Raw genomic sequence first — 16,744 nt, 5'->3', positions numbered from 1 at the left:
CGCTTGAAAAATCCGGCGGCTCACCCGACCGGAACCGCGACCGGAACCGTCAGGCTCCGTTCGATTGACAGGACCCGGCCCTCATGGTCGGCTTCGCCCGAAGGCAAAGCTTCCAGGAAGGGCCGCCCCGATGTCTCTGACCCGTTCCGCGATCCTCGCGACCGCGCTCGTCGCCTCGGCCGGCGCGGCCTCCGCCGCCCAGCGCTGCGGCGCCACGACCCACACCACATTCGGCGAGACCCGCGCCTATTTCCAGAACGCGCTCGGCGCCTGCCGCCCCGACGGTTACTGCTCGGTCGTCCTCGCCCTGCCCGCCCCGGCTGGCGAAGCGATGTACGCCCAGCAGCTGCGCATCGCCCGGCCCACGCCCGGCGCGCCCTATGCGGTCGAACTGGTCGCCGCAACGCCGATGAACGCCGGCGACGGCCAGCCGATGTCCGTCGCCTTCGGTCGTCGTCCGATCGATCTGGCCGGCAAGGCCCCGCTCCAGGCCAACAACATGAATCTCTTCGAGGTCACCGACTCCGCGACCGTGGCCGACATCGTCTCTGGCGCCCGTCGCTCGACCTCGATGCGCTGGACCTACCAGGCGGAGTCCGGCCCCACGACCGCGTGGTTCGCCCTCGGCGGCGTTACCCGGGCCCTGACCTGGATCGATTGTATGGGCCGACGTTAGCCGCCTGAAACCGCGCGCCCGGCAGCATCGGGAACGTCACCAACGACACCTCCCAAAGCTCCACCCCCGACAGCACTCTCAACCGCCCGTACCTGCGCGCCTTCGCCGCCCGGAACCCGATCGACAGCCCGTCCAGCGCTCCCGCCCGGCTCAAGGCCTGGGCATAGCGCGCCTCCGCCGACCAGTCGGCGATCCGGCCCCGAACAAACAGGCCCCGATCGTCCTCGACGATCTCGTCCCAGACCCCGATCACGGCCCGGCTCTCGTGCTGGTGCAGCATCCGCACCCCGCCCGCCCCGGTCCGCGTGAGGCTGTCGGCGAAGGCGCCCTTCGCCACCACATCCCCGGTCGGATCTCGTCGCCCACAGCCTCGACATAGGCGTTGCCCGCCGTCTGGAGGGCGCCATAGACGCCCTCCAGCCATTCCGGCCCCGACTGTTCCGGGTTGGGCTTGGCCATCAGCCGGGCCACCGGATGCGCGTCGTTGCGCACCCCGTCGACGAACACGACCAGCGGCGCCGAGCCCGCCGCCTCCGCGATCATCCGGACACAGCGATAGGCTACGTCGTTCTTGCCGAACCCTTCCGCCGCCAGGCTGGCATAGTCGCGCGGCGTCCACAGCGGCCGCCCTGCGCCGGTCACCGCGATCAGAGGGCCGACGCGACTGTCCTTGATTTCGGGCGCGGCTCGGCCGACCCGCCATGGAAATTTCGGCATGGCTTCTCCCGTGGCCGGGGCCCCCGGCGTGAATTGTGGTGTGCGGCGGTCAAGCGTCCGTCAGAGCCCGGGGCTTCCCCCGACGGCTCTATCAGCGGCCGAAGCCAGTGCGTGGGGGGGCCGGGGTCTCACCCCGTTTCGTCCCCATTTCCGGCCATGCCCAAACTATAGGGAACCAGCGTCACAAGGCGCGTAAAACGGCTCTTAAAAGTTCCGGCCGTTGAAATCGCGGCCGGATTCGGCCGATCCGTTGATGGCTATCGCCGAACCTTCGACAATCACGCCACTCCGGCGTCGCTCTTGTCGACAAAGAGTCAAAGTGCCGGCGATGGCCCCGATCAGGTCGCCCATGTGGATCGGTTTGCCGACATGGCCGTCCATCCCGGCCCGTGCATAGGCCTCGATCTGCTCGGGCTGCACGTTGGCGGTCAGGGCAAGGATCGGTACGCTGGCCCTCGCTCCGTTCAGCGCGCGGATCGCCCGCGTCGCGTCCATCCCGTCCATCACCGGCATGTGCACATCCATCAGTACCAAGTCGTAGTCTTCCCTGGAGGCCGCCGCGACCGCCTCGGCGCCGTCGCACACCGCGTCCAGTTCGACACCCCAACCCGACAGGATGATCCGCATCAACTCACGGTTGGCCGGTGCATCGTCAGCCAGCAGGATCCGCGTTCCGGGCGCCAGCAAGATCGCCTCGTCGACTGCCGCCTCCGCCGGTCCCTCGGCCTCCAACAGCGGGATCTCGAACCAGAAGGTCGAGCCCTCGCCGGGCCGACTATCGACCCCGATCACCCCACCCATCAACTCGATCAACCGGCGCGAGATCGCCAGCCCCAGTCCTGTCCCCCCATAGACCCGCGTCGTCGACGCATCGGCCTGGGTGAATCGTTCGAACAGGGCGGCGATCTTCTCCGACGCAATGCCGATACCGCTGTCGCTCACCGCGACCCTCAACTGCCCGCCAAAGCGGCGCACATCCAACCGGATTTCACCCGAAACCGTGAACTTCACGGCATTGGACAGGAAGTTCAGGGTCACCTGCCGCAACCGGCCTTCGTCCCCGATGATCGCGACCGGCAGATCGTCGGCGATCTCGACGATCAGACCCACGCCCTTGGCCCGACATTGGGTCTCCACGATCGCCGCCGCGCCCCGCGCCGTTGCCGCCGGATCGAACGCAGTCGCGTCCAGGCCGACCGCCTCGGCTTCCAGCTTGGAGTAGTCCAGAATGTCGTTGATGACGCTCAGCAGCGCCTCACTGGCCGTCGCGATCCGCTCGGCATAGCGCCGCTCCGTCTCCGGTAACTCCGCACTCTCCTTCAGCAGGCCCGAGAAGCCGATGACGCTGGTAAGCGGGGTCCGCAGCTCGTGAGACATATTGGCGAGGAATTCCGACTTGGCGCGGGCCCCCGCCTCGGCCACGTCGCGGGCCGCGATCAGTTCGTCCTCCAGCGCCTTGGTCGCGGTCACGTCACGCACGACGTCGTGAAACTCGACCACCCGGCCCGCGTCGTCGCGGATGAGGGTCGTGCGCGCCTCGAACCAGCGCGTTTCGCCGCTGGCCAGATTGCCGCGATAGCGCAGGCCGTCCCGTCCCGCGGCCCCGTCGCTGCGGACCAGTTCGCGGAAGGCCTCTGTCAGGCGCGGAATATCCTGCGGATGGATCAAGACCGTCACCGGCTGCCCGATCAGCGCCTTCGGGGCCATGCCGGACACCGCCTCGACGCTCGGCGACACGTAGCGGATCCGCCCGTCCACCCCGTAGGTCAGGATGACGTCGCTGGCATTGTCGGCCAGAAGGCGATACCGGGCCTCGCTGGCCTCGATCTTTTGCTGGGCGAGCGTCTGGTCGGTAATATCCTGGAACACGCCGAACAGGGCGGTCGTCGCACCCGTCTCATCGCATTCGGGCCGAAACTGCGAGTTCACGATCCGCTGCTCGCCATCCTCGCGGATCAACCGCAACTGGAACCCGCCCGGTTTGCCGGTCCGGATCGCCTCGTTGATTTTGTCATGCACGGTCTGCCGGTCATCGGCGTGGAAGCAGCCGATGGCGTCGTCCAGGCCCGGGTCGAACGTCTCGGGGCTCTTGCCGTGAATCCGGTAAACTTGGTCTGACCAGGTTGGTTTGCCTGTGGCAATGTCCAGTCGCCAGCTTCCGCTGTCAGCCAGCCCCTCGGCCATCTCCAGCGTCTCGACCAGCTCGGACTGCAACCGTTCGGCGGTCTTTGCTGCGGTCACGTCCCTCACGCAGTCGTGGAACTCCACGACCTGCCCGGCCGGGTTCCGCACGGCCCGGGGTGTCGCCTCCAGCCAGACCCAGGTCCCGTCGGTCTTCTGCGCCCGGTACTCATAGCGGGGCGGTGTCGCGTCAGGACCGGCGGCGCAATAGGCACGCAGGATCCCGCTGATGCGTTCGATTTCTTCGGCCGGGACGAACGCCGAGCAGTCGAAGCCCAGCATATCGGCGGGCTCGCGGCCCAGAACGGTCCGCACGGCGGGCGATACGTAAAGGAACCTCCCCTTCATATCGTAGCGGGCGATGATGTCCGTCGCCGTCTCGCTCATCATGCGGAACAGCGCCTCGCTCTCCTTGAGGCGCTCCTCGGCCAGAAGCCTCTCGGTGACGTCCTGAAACGCCCCGTAGAGGGCGATCGTCTTTCCGGCCTCATCGCACTCGGTCGCTGCACGGGTGCTGACCCGCCGTTCACCGCGCGTGCCGCCGATCAGCCGCAGGTCCAGATTGTAGCCCTGTCCCGTTGCGATTGCCCGTTCGACGCAGGCCGCCAGCATTTCGCGGTCCTCCGGATGGTAGTCGGCCAGAACGTCCCCGTAGCCGGGGTTGAATGTCGCCCGGTCACGGCCGTGGATGCGATAGACCTCGTCGGACCAGTCAACCCTGCCGCTCACAAGGTCGAAGCGCCAATGCCCCGTCCCTGCCAACTCTTCGGTCAGTTCCAGCAACGCCAGTTGTTCGGCCTGGATCCGGCGGGCCTTGACCTGATCGAACAGGTCGCCGGCCAACCGCGCAGCGTGTTGCAGCAGAACCATCTGCGAGGGCGTCGGCGGGTCTCGCGGGACGGTATCCATGCCCGCGACCGCCCCGACTGGCGTACCCTCGCCGTCGCAGATTGTCGCACCGGCAAAGAATCGAATGCCGGGAGCGCCGACCACCCATGGGTGAGTGCGCAGCACGGGGTCGTCCAGCGCATCGGAAATCACCAAGGTCGCCTCAGGCCCCATGGCAACCAGCCTGCCGCTCACGCTCACGTCACGAGGCAGGGATCTCTGCTGGAGACCAATCCCGGAGCGAAACGTCGCCTTGTCTGCCTCGACCACGGAGACCAGGCCGTGGGGCACGTCCAGAGCCGAGCAGACCATAGCCGTCACTCGATCGAACGGCGATGGAAGGGCCTCGGAGGCCTTGCGCGCGATGTCCATACAAGCTCCGTGAACCCCTCGACGGACCTTGGCTTTGAAGCATCAAAGTTTGAGTTAACGCGGTTCGGTTCCGCGCTCCTCGTTCCACTCCATCGCCTCGTATCCGACGGCGTCCTCCGGCTTTTCGAGTTCCTGCTCGCTGATCGTCTGCCCCCGGATCGACACGCCGGCGGCATGTACGGTCTCCGGATCGCCCGACATCAGCGGATGCCAGTCCGCCAGACCGCGGCCCTCATGGATTCGCCGGTATCCGCATGACTTCGGCATCCACGCCAGCGCCTGGATATTCCACGGCGTCAGCTTGATGCAGTCCGGCACATGCTCCTTGCGGTTTGCATAGTCGATGCAGCTGCACAGTTGGCTGTCGAACAGCTTGCAGTGGACCCGTGTCGGGAAGACCTCGCCCGTATCCTCATCCTCGAAACGGATCAGGCAGCACAGTCCGCACCCGTCGCACAGGCTCTCCCACTCCTCGCGGGTCATCTGATCCAGGCGCTTCGTCTGCCAGAAGGGCTTGGGTTCGGGGGTCGTACGCTCTACATCCACGCGCTCCCCATACGCCTCTCCGCGTCCGAAAGCATCCATGGCCCCCCGCTCGTCTCCGAGACCCCCGCTCGTCGCCCTCAAAGACGTCCGTCTTCAGGATGGCCCGCGTCCCCTGTTCGACGGTGTCGACCTGGCCATTGAGCCGCGTACCCGCTCGTGCCTCGTCGGCCGCAACGGCGCCGGCAAGTCCACGCTGATGAAGGTCGTCATGGGTCTGATCGAGCCAGACAGCGGAACCCGCTCGATCCAGGGTTCGGTCAAGTTCGCCTATGTGCCGCAGGAGCCGCTGATCGCCGGCGATACCCTGCTGGACTACGCCACCTCGAACGGCGCGGAGCACTGGACGGCGGAGGCCTGGCTCGAGACCTTCGGCATGAACCCGCACAAGTCCACCAAGGGCCTGTCCGGCGGCGAGATCCGCCGCGCCGCCCTCGCCAAGGCCTTCGCCGAAGAGCCCGACCTGCTGCTGCTCGACGAGCCCACCAACCACATGGACATCCTGGCGATCGAGCTCCTCGAGACGGAGATCATCAACGCCAAATGCGCCGCCCTGATCGTCTCCCACGATCGCGCCTTCCTGAACCGGGTCACCCAGTCCTGCCACTGGCTGGAAGGTCGCCGGGTCCGAACCCTGAACAAGGGGTTCGATGCCTTTGACGAATGGGCCGCCAAGACCATGGAAGAAGAGGCCGTCGCCTTCCAGAAGCTGACCAAAACCATCGAGCGCGAGACTGTAACATTCTACAGTTCGATCACCGCCCGCCGGAGCCGCAACGAAGGCCGCGCCCGCTCACTCGACGCCCTGCGCGCCGAACGCGCCGAACAGGCCAGGGACCGGCCGCGCGAGATGCTGCTCGGCGTCGATTCCGGCTCCACGTCGGGCAAGCTGGTCGCTGACCTCAAGGGCGTCACCAAATCCTTCGGCGACCGCGTCGTCATCAAGCCCTTCAGCAGCCGCATCATCCGGGGCGATCGCCTCGCCATCGTCGGCCCCAACGGCGCCGGCAAGACCACCCTGGTCAAGATCATGCTCGGCGAGTTGGAGCCTACAGAGGGCACGGTCAAACTCGGTGCCAGCCTCGAGACCGTTTATCTCGATCAGTCACGCGACGGCCTGAAGTCCGACATGACCCTGTGGGACGCCCTGACGCCGGGCGGCGGCGACTCGATCATCGTTCGCGGCTTCTCGAAGCACGTCGCCGCCTACGCCAAGGACTTCCTCTTCACCGACGCCCAGTTGCGCCAGCCGATCTCGACCCTGTCGGGCGGCGAGCGGAACCGACTGCTGCTGGCCATCGCCCTGGCCAAACCCGCCAACATGCTGGTCCTCGATGAGCCGACCAACGACCTCGACATGGACACGCTCGACAAGCTGGAAGAGCTGCTGGAGCAGTACGACGGCACCCTGATCCTGGTCAGCCACGACCGCGACTTCGTCGATCGCCTCGCCACCTCGACCATCGGTATGAATGGCCGGGGCGACATCGTCGAAACCCCCGGCGGCTGGACCGACTTCATCCGCCAGAACCCCGGCTTCCTGAAACCCCAGACCGCCGCTCAGGCCGGGTCGAAGCCCGCGCCGGTCGTCGCTCCGCCCCCGCCGCCTCCCGCCGCCAAGGGCAAGCTGTCCTTCAAGGACCAGCACCGGCTCAAGGAGCTGGACGCCCTGATCCACGCCCTGCCCGCCGACATCGCGGGTCACCAGAAACGCCTGGACGACGTAAACTTCTACGCCCGCGACCCCTCCGGTTTCGCCGCCACCATGAAGGCCCTTGAAGCTGCTCAGGAGAAGCTCAACGCCGCTGAGGAGGAATGGCTTGAGCTGGAGGCAAGGCGCGAGGCCCTGGCCGGCTGACGGATCAGGTTCCGACTGGCTCACCCCACTGTCGCCTGGCCTTGGAATCTGCGCACCGTGTGAAGCGCACCGAGGCGAGGAGAGCACCCATGACCAGACATGCGCTTGTCGCCGCCGTGATGGCGACGACCTTGGCTACGCCCGTTGTGGCCCAAGGGCGCGTCCAGACCGCTGACGCCCGCCCTGCCGCCGAGACTGTCGTCGCAGCGGTGGATGCCTGCGGCCTGCTGCCTGGCGGTGACGAGGACGTTGGCGCTCCGGACGCAAGCGAGGCCGCCCGTAGGGCCTACGAACTGTCGCCGGAAGGCCTGCAGGTGCATTACGACACCGGGCCAACCGCCAGGATGCGGGGTGACCTGAACAGTTATCTGAACCGCGACCCCGCCGGGTGCAGTCTTGAGGTCAAGCCTGGCCTCCCAGAGCCTCAGGGGGAGTTCGACATGATCTCTGATGGCGTTACAGCGCTGCTGAACCGTTCAAGCTCGAACTGGACGTCTTCCGGCGCGAACGCCTGGATACGTTCGGACGGTGCCCGCTTGAGCTGGAGAGTGGTGGATGCGGAAACCCTGCTCTGGACGATTCAGCTGGCGCCGCGGACCTGATCTGACGGAATCACGCTGGCTCGCAAGACCCCTGCCATCGCCATCAACAGCCGCGCTTCGGACGGCAGGAGACCACGAATGATCCGCCTCGCCCTTCTCGCCGCCGTCGCCGCGAGCCTGTCCGCCCCAGCCTTCGCCCAGTCGGACGACACGCCGCCGCCAACAGCGGCGCAAGTCCAGGCTCGCGCGGCGGCCGAAGCCCGATCCGGTCCGCAGGCCATCCTCGAAGCCGTGGATGTTTGCGAGGCCTGGATGACGACGGCCGAGGACAACGGCCTCGATACGTTGACGCCCTATCAGCAGGCTGTGCACGACGCCGTAGCTCAAATTTCGATCGACTTCGTCGACGTTCAGACCCACGCGGCCGGCGAAACAGGGGCCTTTCTGGCGTTGAACGGCGCGCTGGACGTCTGGATCAACGAGGGCCACGGCGGATGCCCGCTCAACATAGCCTCGTCGGGCGGGCGCAATCTGGAACTCAACAGACTGCGACCCGGCGTCCTTGCGCTGCTGAGCGCCGAGGACTCTGGCTGGACCGCCGATGAGGATAACGTCTGGGTCCGCTACGACGGCTGGGGTCTGTTCCTCGGGGAGGACGCGAGCGAGCCCCAGGCGTGGGGCATAGGAATGGCGCGCTGAAAACGAGAGATATCGCTTTTTGTGCATAACTCAAGGCGCTGGAACGGCAGCGCAAATCCCGTCCGTCCACAGAGGTTAACGCGGTTATGCACCGGCCTCGGGCCAATCATGCACCAGGGGCCTTGAACACCCTCTTGCCGCATCCGGAAATCGGAGCGAACCTGACTTTGCCGAGGGACACGGCGGCGCGGAAATCCAGGGAGACCGGGGTTTCAAGCGGGTCGGTCCGGCTCTCTGACCAAGGGTTCCAAGCCATTTCGGTGGACGCGGAAAGCCCGGGCAGGGTCCAGGCTCCCAGCCTTTAGCGCTTCGGTGCGGGGGGACGGAGAACCAGACCGGGATCGATGGACGACGCGAGGGTCAAAAGCCCGGACGAGACGCCACCGGACAGGAGTCGCCAGGATACAGCCGACCGTCGCCGGGTTCGCCCGCCGGCGCTGACGCCAGGGTCCATAACCTCAATGGCCAAGTCCCAACCCGGACTTGGTGGGGGGACGTAAGCACCGGTTCGCCCGGACTTGCGTCCCCTCGCTCAATTTTGGCTTGGGGGCTACCGCTCACCGTCCGGCGGCTTGCTACCTGAGCCCCGTCGCGTTGTGCTCCCCTGCGGCGACGCTCCGCTTCCCATCCCTTCGTCGTCGCCCTAGTTTGCTGCGATGCTGCCCCGCCCGACTCATTCCGTCGTCAGCCGCCGTCTCGTCCTGGCGGGGGGCGTCGCCGTCACGGCCATGGGGCTGGCCGCGTGCGGCAGCTCAGAGGCTCCCGTCGACGACCAGGGCCGGGTCCGGATCCGCTTCGCCACCGACTGGCGCGCCCAGGCCGAGCACGGCGGCTTCTATCAGGCCCTCGCCTCGGGCGCCTACGAACGGCGCGGCCTGAACGTCCAGATCATCCAGGGCGGCCCCGGCGTGAACGTGCCGCAGTTGCTGGCCTCCGGCGCTGTCGAACTGGGCATGGGCTCCAACAGCTTCATTCCCCTGAACCTCGTGGCGGAAGGCGCTCCGGTGAAGGCGGTCGCCGCCTTCTTCCAGAAGGACCCCCAGGTCCTGATCGCCCACCCCGACCCTGACCTGACCGGCATCGCCGACCTGGCCGGCCGCCCCTTCCTCCTGGCCGACGCCTCGATCACCGCCTTCTGGGTCTGGCTGAAGGCCAAATACGGCTTCACTGACGACCAGGTCCGCAAATACAACTTCAACCCCGCGCCCTTCCTGGCCGACGAACGGGCGGTTCAGCAGGGCTATCTGACCTCCGAGCCCTATACGATCGAGAAGGAGGCGGGGTTCGAACCACGTGTCTTCCTGCTGGCCGATGAGGGATATCCCTCCTACGCCACCATGGTGATGTCGCCGGACGGGTTCGCCCGGGACAATGCGGCGGCGTTGCGCAGCTTCATCGCCGCCTCGGCCGAGGGCTGGCGCGACTATATCCGGGGCGACCCGGCGGCGGTCGACGCACTTATCAGGAAGGCCAATCCTGAGATGAGCCAGGACATCCTGGACCAGGCCCGGACCAAACTCAGCGAGAACGGCATCGTCGATTCCGGCGACGCGGCCCTCTTTGGCCTCGGGGCCATGACCGCCGAACGGTGGCAGGCCTTCTTCGACGTGACCTCACAGGCAGACGTCTATCCCGCCGACCTGCGCTGGCGCGACGCCTTCACCGACGAATTCCTCCCCGGCCGTGGCTGACGAGGGCGGGGCGGCGGTCGCCGGCCTTTCAAACGTCAGGGTGGACTATCCCGGCCGCGCCTCGCTTGGTCCACTGGACCTCACCGTCGGTCCGCGCGAGATCGTCGCCATCGTCGGCGCGTCGGGCGCCGGCAAGTCGACCGCGCTCCGCCTGCTCGCCGGACTCGAACACCCTGCCGCCGGAACTGTCATTCGCCCCGCCGAACCCGGCCGCACAGGTTTCGTCTTCCAGAACCCGACCCTGATGCCCTGGGCCGACGCGCGCGCCAACGTCGCCCTGCCGCTGGAGCTGTCCGGCGTGCCTGCCGTAGAAGCCCGCCGCCGAGCGGACGACAGCCTCGCCGCCACAGGCCTCGGCGACCGCATCACAGCCCGCCCGCGCCAGCTGTCCGGCGGCATGGCCATGCGAGTCTCCCTCGCTCGCGCCCTGGCGGTCGAACCCGATCTTCTGCTGCTCGACGAACCCTTCGCCGCGCTTGACTCCATCACACGGCGTGGCCTGATCGAGGACCTGCACCGCCTCTGGGCCGCCCGCCCCATGGCCATGGTCTTCGTCACCCACGACGTGGAGGAGGCCGCCTACCTGGCCGGACGCGTGGTCGTCCTGTCCCGGGCCGACGGCCGGGCCGTCGCCGATATCGCCATGCCCGGCGCACTGCCCCGCCCCGAAGGCTGGCGAAACGACCCCGCTCATCGCGAGGCGGTCGAGGCGGTCGCCGAGGCACTGGCGCGCTCGATGGAGCTGGCGTCGTGAAACGCCACCTCATAGACGCCCTGCCCGCCCTCCTCCTGACCGCCGTCCTGCTGGCGATCTGGGAGGCATCGTGCCGCCTGCTGCATGTGCCGGTCTATTTTCTGCCTCCCCCCAGCGACGTCGCCCGCGCCCTGGTCGACAACGGCGCGATCCTTGCCGGCTCGGCCTTGCAAACCTTCTGGATGGCGCTGAAGGCCCTGATCGTGGCGGCCCTGCTCGGCGGTGGTCTGGCGATCAGCGTCTCCCTCAGCCGCCCGGCAGAGCGCGCCGTGGCTCCGCTGGCGGTTACGCTCCAGGTCACGCCGGTCGTCGCCATCGCGCCTCTGGTGCTGATCTGGTTCGGGCTCGACCATGCCGACCGGGCTGTCACGGCGCTCGCCGCCGCCATTGCCTTCTTCCCTATCTTCTCCGGCGTCCTGACCGGGTTGAAGTCCGCCGACCCTGATCTGGAGCGGCTGTTCGATCTGCACGCCGCTTCTCCGCTCCAGCGCCTGTGGCGCCTCCGCCTGCCCTCCGCCCTGCCCTTCGCCCTCGAGGGCCTGCGCGTCGCGGCGGGTCAGGCAGTGGTCGGCGCCGTGGTGGCCGAGTTCGTCTCTGGCTCCGGCGCGGCACAGGGTCTCGCCTGGCGTCTGCTCGAGGCCGGGAACCGTCTGCGCACGGCCGAACTTCTCGCCGCCCTCGTCTGCCTCGCCCTTCTCGGCCTCTCGCTCAACGGCGCGACCCGGCTCATCGAGCGCCGCCTGCTACGCGATCGGGCCTGAAGTCTTTACGCGCGTTAGCGCGGGGTTAAGCCCGGGCTGCCTAGGCTTTCCGGGACGTTCGTCTCGAACGGGAGCCCCGCCATTGCAGCACAGCACCCCCCGATTTCTGACGCTGCTCCTGGCGACGGCGGGCGCTTGTCTCGCCGCCTCGGGCGCCGAAGCCCAGTCCAATACCGACCCTACTCCCGCGCCGGGCCGCTACCTGACCTGGGCCAACCGCCCGGCCAATACGACTCCCGCCAATGTCGTCGCCGAGCAGACTCGCGCCCGCAACGCCATGATCCCACGTCGCGTCGCGCCGTCACAGGCCCCGTACCGGCCTATGATGCAGCCAACGTCGACGCCGCTGCCGGCGTCGCGCGGCCTGACCCCGGCCAGCGCCTGGCTGGGCCCCCGCGTCGCGCCCGCCTTCGCAACGGGCTCACCTGACCCGATCAGCTACGCCACGACCGAGATGGCATCCGCCCCGATCTATTCGCCCTCCCCGCCCGCCCCCGTCGAGCACGCAGCGCGCGCTCCCGTCGAACGCATCGCCGCCGATCCAATGGCGCCCCGTCGCGACGCCCCGGTCTTTAACCTCCCGCGCCAGGCCTCGGCCGCGCAGGGTCCGATGCCGCAAGAGGCGCCGCAACCCACCGCCGACACCAGCGACCCCATGGCCCCGCGCCGCAATGCTCGCATCTTCCAGATGCAACAGGGCCAGCCCCAAGGTCAGGAACAGGCCTCGCTTCCTGCGCCGACCCGGGCCGCGCCCCCAGGCCAATCCTCGGTCCAGTCCGGCCAGTCGGGCGCCCGATACTATTCGGTGCACCGCGACGCGGGCCATCGCCCCGATCCCACGGTCCTGCCCGAACCCGTCTATTTCGACAGCGTCACTTTGGACCTCGCCCAACCGCCGGAGAACGAGCCCCTGATGCGGGACGCCCAGGGCCGCCGCCGAACGGTTCCCAATGCCGATCCGAGCCTGCCATGACCGACGCCGCCTTCGCCCCCGTCGAGACCGGATCCCGCCTGCCCGATCTGATCGTCCTGGCCCAGGAAACCTCCAGCGAGAAACGCCGCGCCCTGCTGCGTGAGCTGACCGAGCATTTCTTCGGCGCCGGAAAGCGCAGCGCAGGCGAGGACGCCCTTTACGACTCGGTCCTGACGGACCTGACCGCCGAGATGGATACCGCCGTCCGCGCCGAGCTCTCGGCTCGATTCGCCCTTTCGCCCGACGCCCCGCGCGGCCTGATCCGGCGGCTGGCGAACGACGAGGTCGCGGTGGCCGAAGCCGTCCTGCGCGCCTCCACCGTCCTTACCGAGGACGATCTGCTGGGTGTCGTCCGGTCGAGGGGCCAAGCCCATCTGCGCGCCGTGTCGGAACGCGCCACCGTGTCCGAGGCCGTGTCCGACGTGATCGTGGAACGCGGCGACGACGAGACCCTCGGCACCCTTCTGCGCAACGACGGGGCCCGTTTATCGCGCGCCGCGACCGAGACCGCTGTCGAGCGCGCCAAGGTGAATCCTGAGCTTCATGAGGCGGCTGTCCAGCGCAAGGGCCTGCCTGCTGACCTCCTGAACGACATGTATTTCGTCGTCGAGGGCCGGCTGCGTCAGCAGATCCTTGAACAGAACGCGGCCATGGATCCGGTCCTGCTTGAAAGCGCGCTCGCCGCCGGACGCGCCCGCGTGGCCACCGGGGATGGCGCCCTGCCCGCCGACTACTCTGAATGCCTTGCCTATGTGGAAGAGCTGAAGGCGGCCAACCAGTTGAACCCGACCATGCTGGCCCGCTTCCTGCGTTCCGGCAGCCGGACTTCCTTCCTGATCGCCCTGGCCCAGCTTGCCGATGTGGACTTCCACACCGCCAGCCAGATCGTCGAAAAGAAGGAACTCGACGCCCTGGCGGTCATCTGCAAGGCCGCCGACCTCGATCGCTCCCTGTTCCTGACCTTCGCCGTGGTCATCATGGGCGGTGAGGACAATGCGATGGGCAAGGCCCACAGTTACGCCAAACTCTATGCGGAGTTGCAGCGCGACGCCGCCCTGCGCACCCTCCGCTTCTGGCGAATGCGCCGGGGCACGGCTGCTGCAGCCTGAAACAGAAACGCCCGCCTTCTTGCGGAAGCGGGCGTCCTGATCTTCGAACTTTTTGAGACTACTTCTTGGTGGCGCGGGGAGCGGCGCGAGCGGGTTTGCGGCCGCCCTGGCCGAGGCCCATCTGCTTGGCCAGGTCCGAACGGGCCTTGGCGTAGTTCGGGGCGACCATCGGATAGTCCTTGGCCAGTCCCCATTTGGCGCGATATTCTTCCGGGCTCATGTCGTATTTGGTGCGCAGGTGGCGCTTCAGCGACTTGAACTTGCGGCCGTCTTCCAGACAGATCAGGAAATCAGGGCTGATCGACTTGCGGATCGGCACCGCCGGTTCCCTGATCTCGGGCTCGACCTCGACAACGCCGGTCGAAACTTGGGACAGGGCAGCGTGGATGTTGGAGATCAGCGACGGCAGATCGTTCGCCGACACGCTGTTGTTGCCGACATAGGCCGACACGATGTCAGCAGTCATTTCGAGCAGTTCGGACCGTTCGTCCAGTCTTGCAGCGTCCACGAGCGTTTCCTTGCCTAATCTTGCCGGACAGTGGCGATTGTCGCTTTAGGAAATACGGATGTTCGGCGATGAAAGCAATGCGCCTCCATACATCGGGCGTCATAATGTTCCGGACAGTCTGGCGAACTATAGTCTCACTTCGATCCAAACCCGCTTAACGACCGAAGTTTTCCGCCAGCGCCATCATGGCCGCGCGTTCCGGCGTCGAATAGTCATCCAGAGCCAGTTCATCACCCTCGCGGATGGCTCTCAGCAGGTCCGGTGACAGGGCCGAAGACAGAGACCAGTTCCAGTAACGCAGCACCGTCTGGGCCCGATCGACGGCCAACATCTCAAAGGTGACCTGCACGCGGTCCCAGTCGGGATGGACCCGGCCGTCCGGCGTGGTCTCTGGGCGACGCACCGACCGCCAGAGGTTCTGAAGATCGACACGCGACATGCCGGTGGCCTTGCACAGGATGGCGAGGGGCTCTCCGCCGACGTCGCCCATGATCTTGGCGCCCGTCAGAGGCTTGATGCCGGCCAGATAGGCGATCTCGGCCGCGACCTCGCGGTTGAGCCCCTCCCGCGCCGCGACGGTGACCGCGTGTTCCAGGCTGTCGTAGGGGCTCTTGTCGATGGCCGCACGGTTCCGCTGGCGGCGCTCAATAAATTGCAGGGCCTTCCTCGACACCGGATCCTGCCAGCCCTCCTCGGCGACCATGGCGAAGACGTCCTCGACGACCTCCTGCATGACCTCACGACTGACGGCGAAGCGCTGGAGGATGGTCTTCCTGTCCTCGGCCGGCGCCCACCAGAACATCACATAGGCGCCGGACGGACGAAGCTCGGGCCGGCGCAGCAGGTGGCCGCACAGGAGGGGCATCTGGCGGCTCAGTCCCACGATCGCCTCCACCCCGCTCTGCGACAGGCGGGCGGTGGTGTTGCGCAACAGGCATTCGAGAACACCCTGCTCACCGAAGCTGATCAGGGTCTCGGTCACCACCTCGGTCAGGCCGCGGCGGCCTGCCATCAGGAAGCGGTGCTCCGCCCCCGTGTCCCGGGCGCAGGCTACCAGGTCGGCGTCGGTCAGCGACGCGCACTGCTCCAGCAAAAGCCCCGCGATCGCCGGGTCGTCCCTGAGCAGCATCCGCGCCAGGCTGTTCGGCAGTTCGGCCAGCGGCGCCAGTCGCGCCGCCACCCGCTGGCGTTCACGCGGGGCCGCCAATCTCAGCATCTCGACCAGCAGGTCGCCGGTCACCGAGCGCTCGAAGGCGTTTACCCGACTGCCCGGCAGGGAGACAACATCGGCAAGGCGCTTCAGCAACGCATGCCGCGCCCGGAAGGCCGGCTGCGGAGCCTCTTGGTCTGGAACGGGCGCCGGATCGGACATGTTCCCGCCAGCCTAGCGGCGGACGGGTTAACCGCCGGTGACGGCCTATAATCCCTCGAACAGTGCCGTCGACAGGTAGCGTTCGGCGAAACTGGGGATGATGGCGACGATAGTCTTTCCGGCGTTCTCGTCGAGGGTCGCCAGGCGGAAGGCGGCGGTCAGGGCGGCGCCGGACGAGATGCCGACCGGGATCCCCTCGACCCGGGCGACCTTGCGCGCCATTTCGAAACTGTCCTCATTGGAGACCTGTTCGACGCCATCGATGATCGAGCGATCGACGATCGAGGGGATGAAGCCCGCGCCGATGCCCTGGATCTTGTGCGGGCCGGGCTCTCCGCCGCTGAGGACGGGCGAGGCGGTCGGCTCCACTGCGATCATGCGGATCGAGGGCTTGCGGGCTTTCAGCGCCTGACCGATGCCAGTGATGGTGCCGCCTGTGCCGACCCCGGCGACGACGATATCCACCGCCCCCGCCGTATCGTTCCAGATCTCTTCCGCCGTCGTGGACTTGTGGATGGCGGGGTTGGCGGGGTTGTCGAACTGCGCCGGGCTGACAGCGCCCGGCGTGCGCTCGATAAGTTCGGCGGCCATGGCGATAGCCCCCTTCATCCCCTTCTCCGCCGGGGTCAGCACCAGTTCGGCGCCCAGCAGAGCCAGCATCTTGCGACGCTCGATCGACATCGACTCCGGCATGACCAGGATCAGCCGATAGCCCTTGGCGGCGGCCACAAAGGCCAGGGCGATGCCTGTATTGCCCGAGGTCGGCTCGATCAGGACGCTGCCCGCCGAGATCTTGCCCTGCGCCTCCAGCGCTTCGATCATCGCTACGCCGATCCGGTCCTTCACCGACGAGATCGGGTTGAAGAACTCCAGCTTGGCCAGCACCCGGGCCTTTGGCGAATACTCCGCGGACAGGCGCGGCAGCCCGACCAGAGGTGTGTCGCCGATGGTGTCGATGATCGACGCATAGACCTTGCCGCGGCCTTGGGTGGTGCGGCCGTTCGGGGCGTCGTAGTCGGACATGGGGGAAGTCTCCGGCTGGAAATATGAACCATCGAAAACAAGGTGCGGTTCGAGCGCATCCTGCGGTTCGACAGGAC

At 67.3% G+C, this 16,744-nt stretch carries 16 protein-coding genes; 9 read left to right on the top strand and 7 right to left on the bottom strand.

The window, feature by feature from the left end; all coding sequences use genetic code 11:
* The first annotated feature begins 130 nt into the window (after window positions 1-130).
* Window positions 131-676, top strand: a complete 546-nt coding sequence (locus ACP7A5_RS03040; protein ID WP_426040526.1) for a hypothetical protein — start codon at window positions 131-133, stop codon at window positions 674-676.
* Here the strand turns inward: ACP7A5_RS03040 and ACP7A5_RS03035 are convergent.
* The 4 genes from ACP7A5_RS03035 to ACP7A5_RS03020 form a co-directional block, all read right to left on the bottom strand.
* Window positions 633-1,013, bottom strand: a complete 381-nt coding sequence (locus ACP7A5_RS03035; RefSeq protein WP_426040525.1) for an HK97 family phage prohead protease — start codon at window positions 1,011-1,013, stop codon at window positions 633-635. The two genes, ACP7A5_RS03040 and ACP7A5_RS03035, sit on opposite strands and share 44 nt — an antisense overlap.
* A complete protein-coding gene (locus ACP7A5_RS03030) occupies window positions 926-1,393 on the bottom strand; it encodes a phage portal protein (protein WP_426040524.1) in 468 nt (155 codons plus the stop codon). Before ACP7A5_RS03030 ends, ACP7A5_RS03035 begins: the two co-directional genes overlap by 88 nt.
* A gap of 204 nt (window positions 1,394-1,597) precedes the next feature.
* Window positions 1,598-4,834 (bottom strand): PAS domain-containing protein, encoded by a 3,237-nt coding sequence (locus ACP7A5_RS03025; RefSeq protein ID WP_426040523.1) that lies wholly within the window; start codon window positions 4,832-4,834, stop codon window positions 1,598-1,600.
* Window positions 4,835-4,888: 54 nt separating this feature from the next.
* Window positions 4,889-5,317, bottom strand: coding sequence for a YcgN family cysteine cluster protein (locus ACP7A5_RS03020; RefSeq protein ID WP_426040602.1), 429 nt, complete (start codon window positions 5,315-5,317; stop codon window positions 4,889-4,891).
* 100 nt (window positions 5,318-5,417) lie between these two features.
* Here ACP7A5_RS03020 and ACP7A5_RS03015 point away from each other — a divergent pair, with 100 nt between their 5' ends.
* The 8 genes from ACP7A5_RS03015 to ACP7A5_RS02980 all read left to right on the top strand — a co-directional run bounded on the left by ACP7A5_RS03015 (window position 5,418) and on the right by ACP7A5_RS02980 (window position 13,764).
* Window positions 5,418-7,235, top strand: coding sequence for an ABC-F family ATP-binding cassette domain-containing protein (locus ACP7A5_RS03015; protein ID WP_426040522.1), 1,818 nt, complete (start codon window positions 5,418-5,420; stop codon window positions 7,233-7,235).
* A gap of 89 nt (window positions 7,236-7,324) precedes the next feature.
* Window positions 7,325-7,837: a hypothetical protein gene (locus tag ACP7A5_RS03010; RefSeq protein ID WP_426040521.1), complete on the top strand. Its 513-nt coding sequence runs from the start codon at window positions 7,325-7,327 to the stop codon at window positions 7,835-7,837.
* A gap of 78 nt (window positions 7,838-7,915) precedes the next feature.
* Window positions 7,916-8,476, top strand: coding sequence for a hypothetical protein (locus ACP7A5_RS03005; RefSeq protein ID WP_426040520.1), 561 nt, complete (start codon window positions 7,916-7,918; stop codon window positions 8,474-8,476).
* Window positions 8,477-9,132: 656 nt separating this feature from the next.
* Window positions 9,133-10,167 (top strand): ABC transporter substrate-binding protein, encoded by a 1,035-nt coding sequence (locus ACP7A5_RS03000; RefSeq protein ID WP_426040519.1) that lies wholly within the window; start codon window positions 9,133-9,135, stop codon window positions 10,165-10,167.
* A complete protein-coding gene (locus ACP7A5_RS02995; RefSeq protein ID WP_426040518.1) occupies window positions 10,160-10,921 on the top strand; it encodes an ABC transporter ATP-binding protein in 762 nt (253 codons plus the stop codon). Before ACP7A5_RS03000 ends, ACP7A5_RS02995 begins: the two co-directional genes overlap by 8 nt.
* Window positions 10,918-11,682: an ABC transporter permease gene (locus tag ACP7A5_RS02990; protein ID WP_426040517.1), complete on the top strand. Its 765-nt coding sequence runs from the start codon at window positions 10,918-10,920 to the stop codon at window positions 11,680-11,682. The genes ACP7A5_RS02995 and ACP7A5_RS02990 overlap by 4 nt, the downstream gene beginning before the upstream one ends.
* An 82-nt stretch (window positions 11,683-11,764) precedes the next feature.
* Window positions 11,765-12,655, top strand: a complete 891-nt coding sequence (locus tag ACP7A5_RS02985) for a hypothetical protein (protein ID WP_426040516.1) — start codon at window positions 11,765-11,767, stop codon at window positions 12,653-12,655.
* Entirely contained in the window at window positions 12,652-13,764 is a 1,113-nt protein-coding gene (locus ACP7A5_RS02980; RefSeq protein WP_426040515.1) for a DUF2336 domain-containing protein, read from the top strand. The genes ACP7A5_RS02985 and ACP7A5_RS02980 overlap by 4 nt, the downstream gene beginning before the upstream one ends.
* A 58-nt stretch (window positions 13,765-13,822) precedes the next feature.
* Here ACP7A5_RS02980 and ACP7A5_RS02975 read toward each other — a convergent pair whose 3' ends face one another.
* From ACP7A5_RS02975 to cysK, 3 genes are all read right to left on the bottom strand, one after another.
* Entirely contained in the window at window positions 13,823-14,230 is a 408-nt protein-coding gene (locus tag ACP7A5_RS02975) for a MucR family transcriptional regulator (protein WP_426040601.1), read from the bottom strand.
* A 196-nt stretch (window positions 14,231-14,426) separates the two neighbouring features.
* The gene (locus tag ACP7A5_RS02970; protein WP_426040514.1) at window positions 14,427-15,644 is read right to left on the bottom strand and encodes a DUF2336 domain-containing protein; all 1,218 of its coding nucleotides are present in this window, start codon (window positions 15,642-15,644) and stop codon (window positions 14,427-14,429) included.
* Between the two features lie 45 nt (window positions 15,645-15,689).
* A complete protein-coding gene (cysK, locus tag ACP7A5_RS02965) occupies window positions 15,690-16,667 on the bottom strand; it encodes a cysteine synthase A (RefSeq protein ID WP_426040513.1) in 978 nt (325 codons plus the stop codon).
* Between the last annotated feature and the right edge of the window lie 77 nt (window positions 16,668-16,744).

The organism is Brevundimonas sp. TWP2-3-4b1 (assembly GCF_049897665.1).
In the GTDB taxonomy this organism is placed as follows: Bacteria; Pseudomonadota; Alphaproteobacteria; order Caulobacterales; family Caulobacteraceae; genus Brevundimonas; species Brevundimonas subvibrioides_B.
The sequence above is the reverse complement of the archived record's forward strand: the minus strand, read 5'-3'. Positions and strand labels throughout refer to the sequence as shown.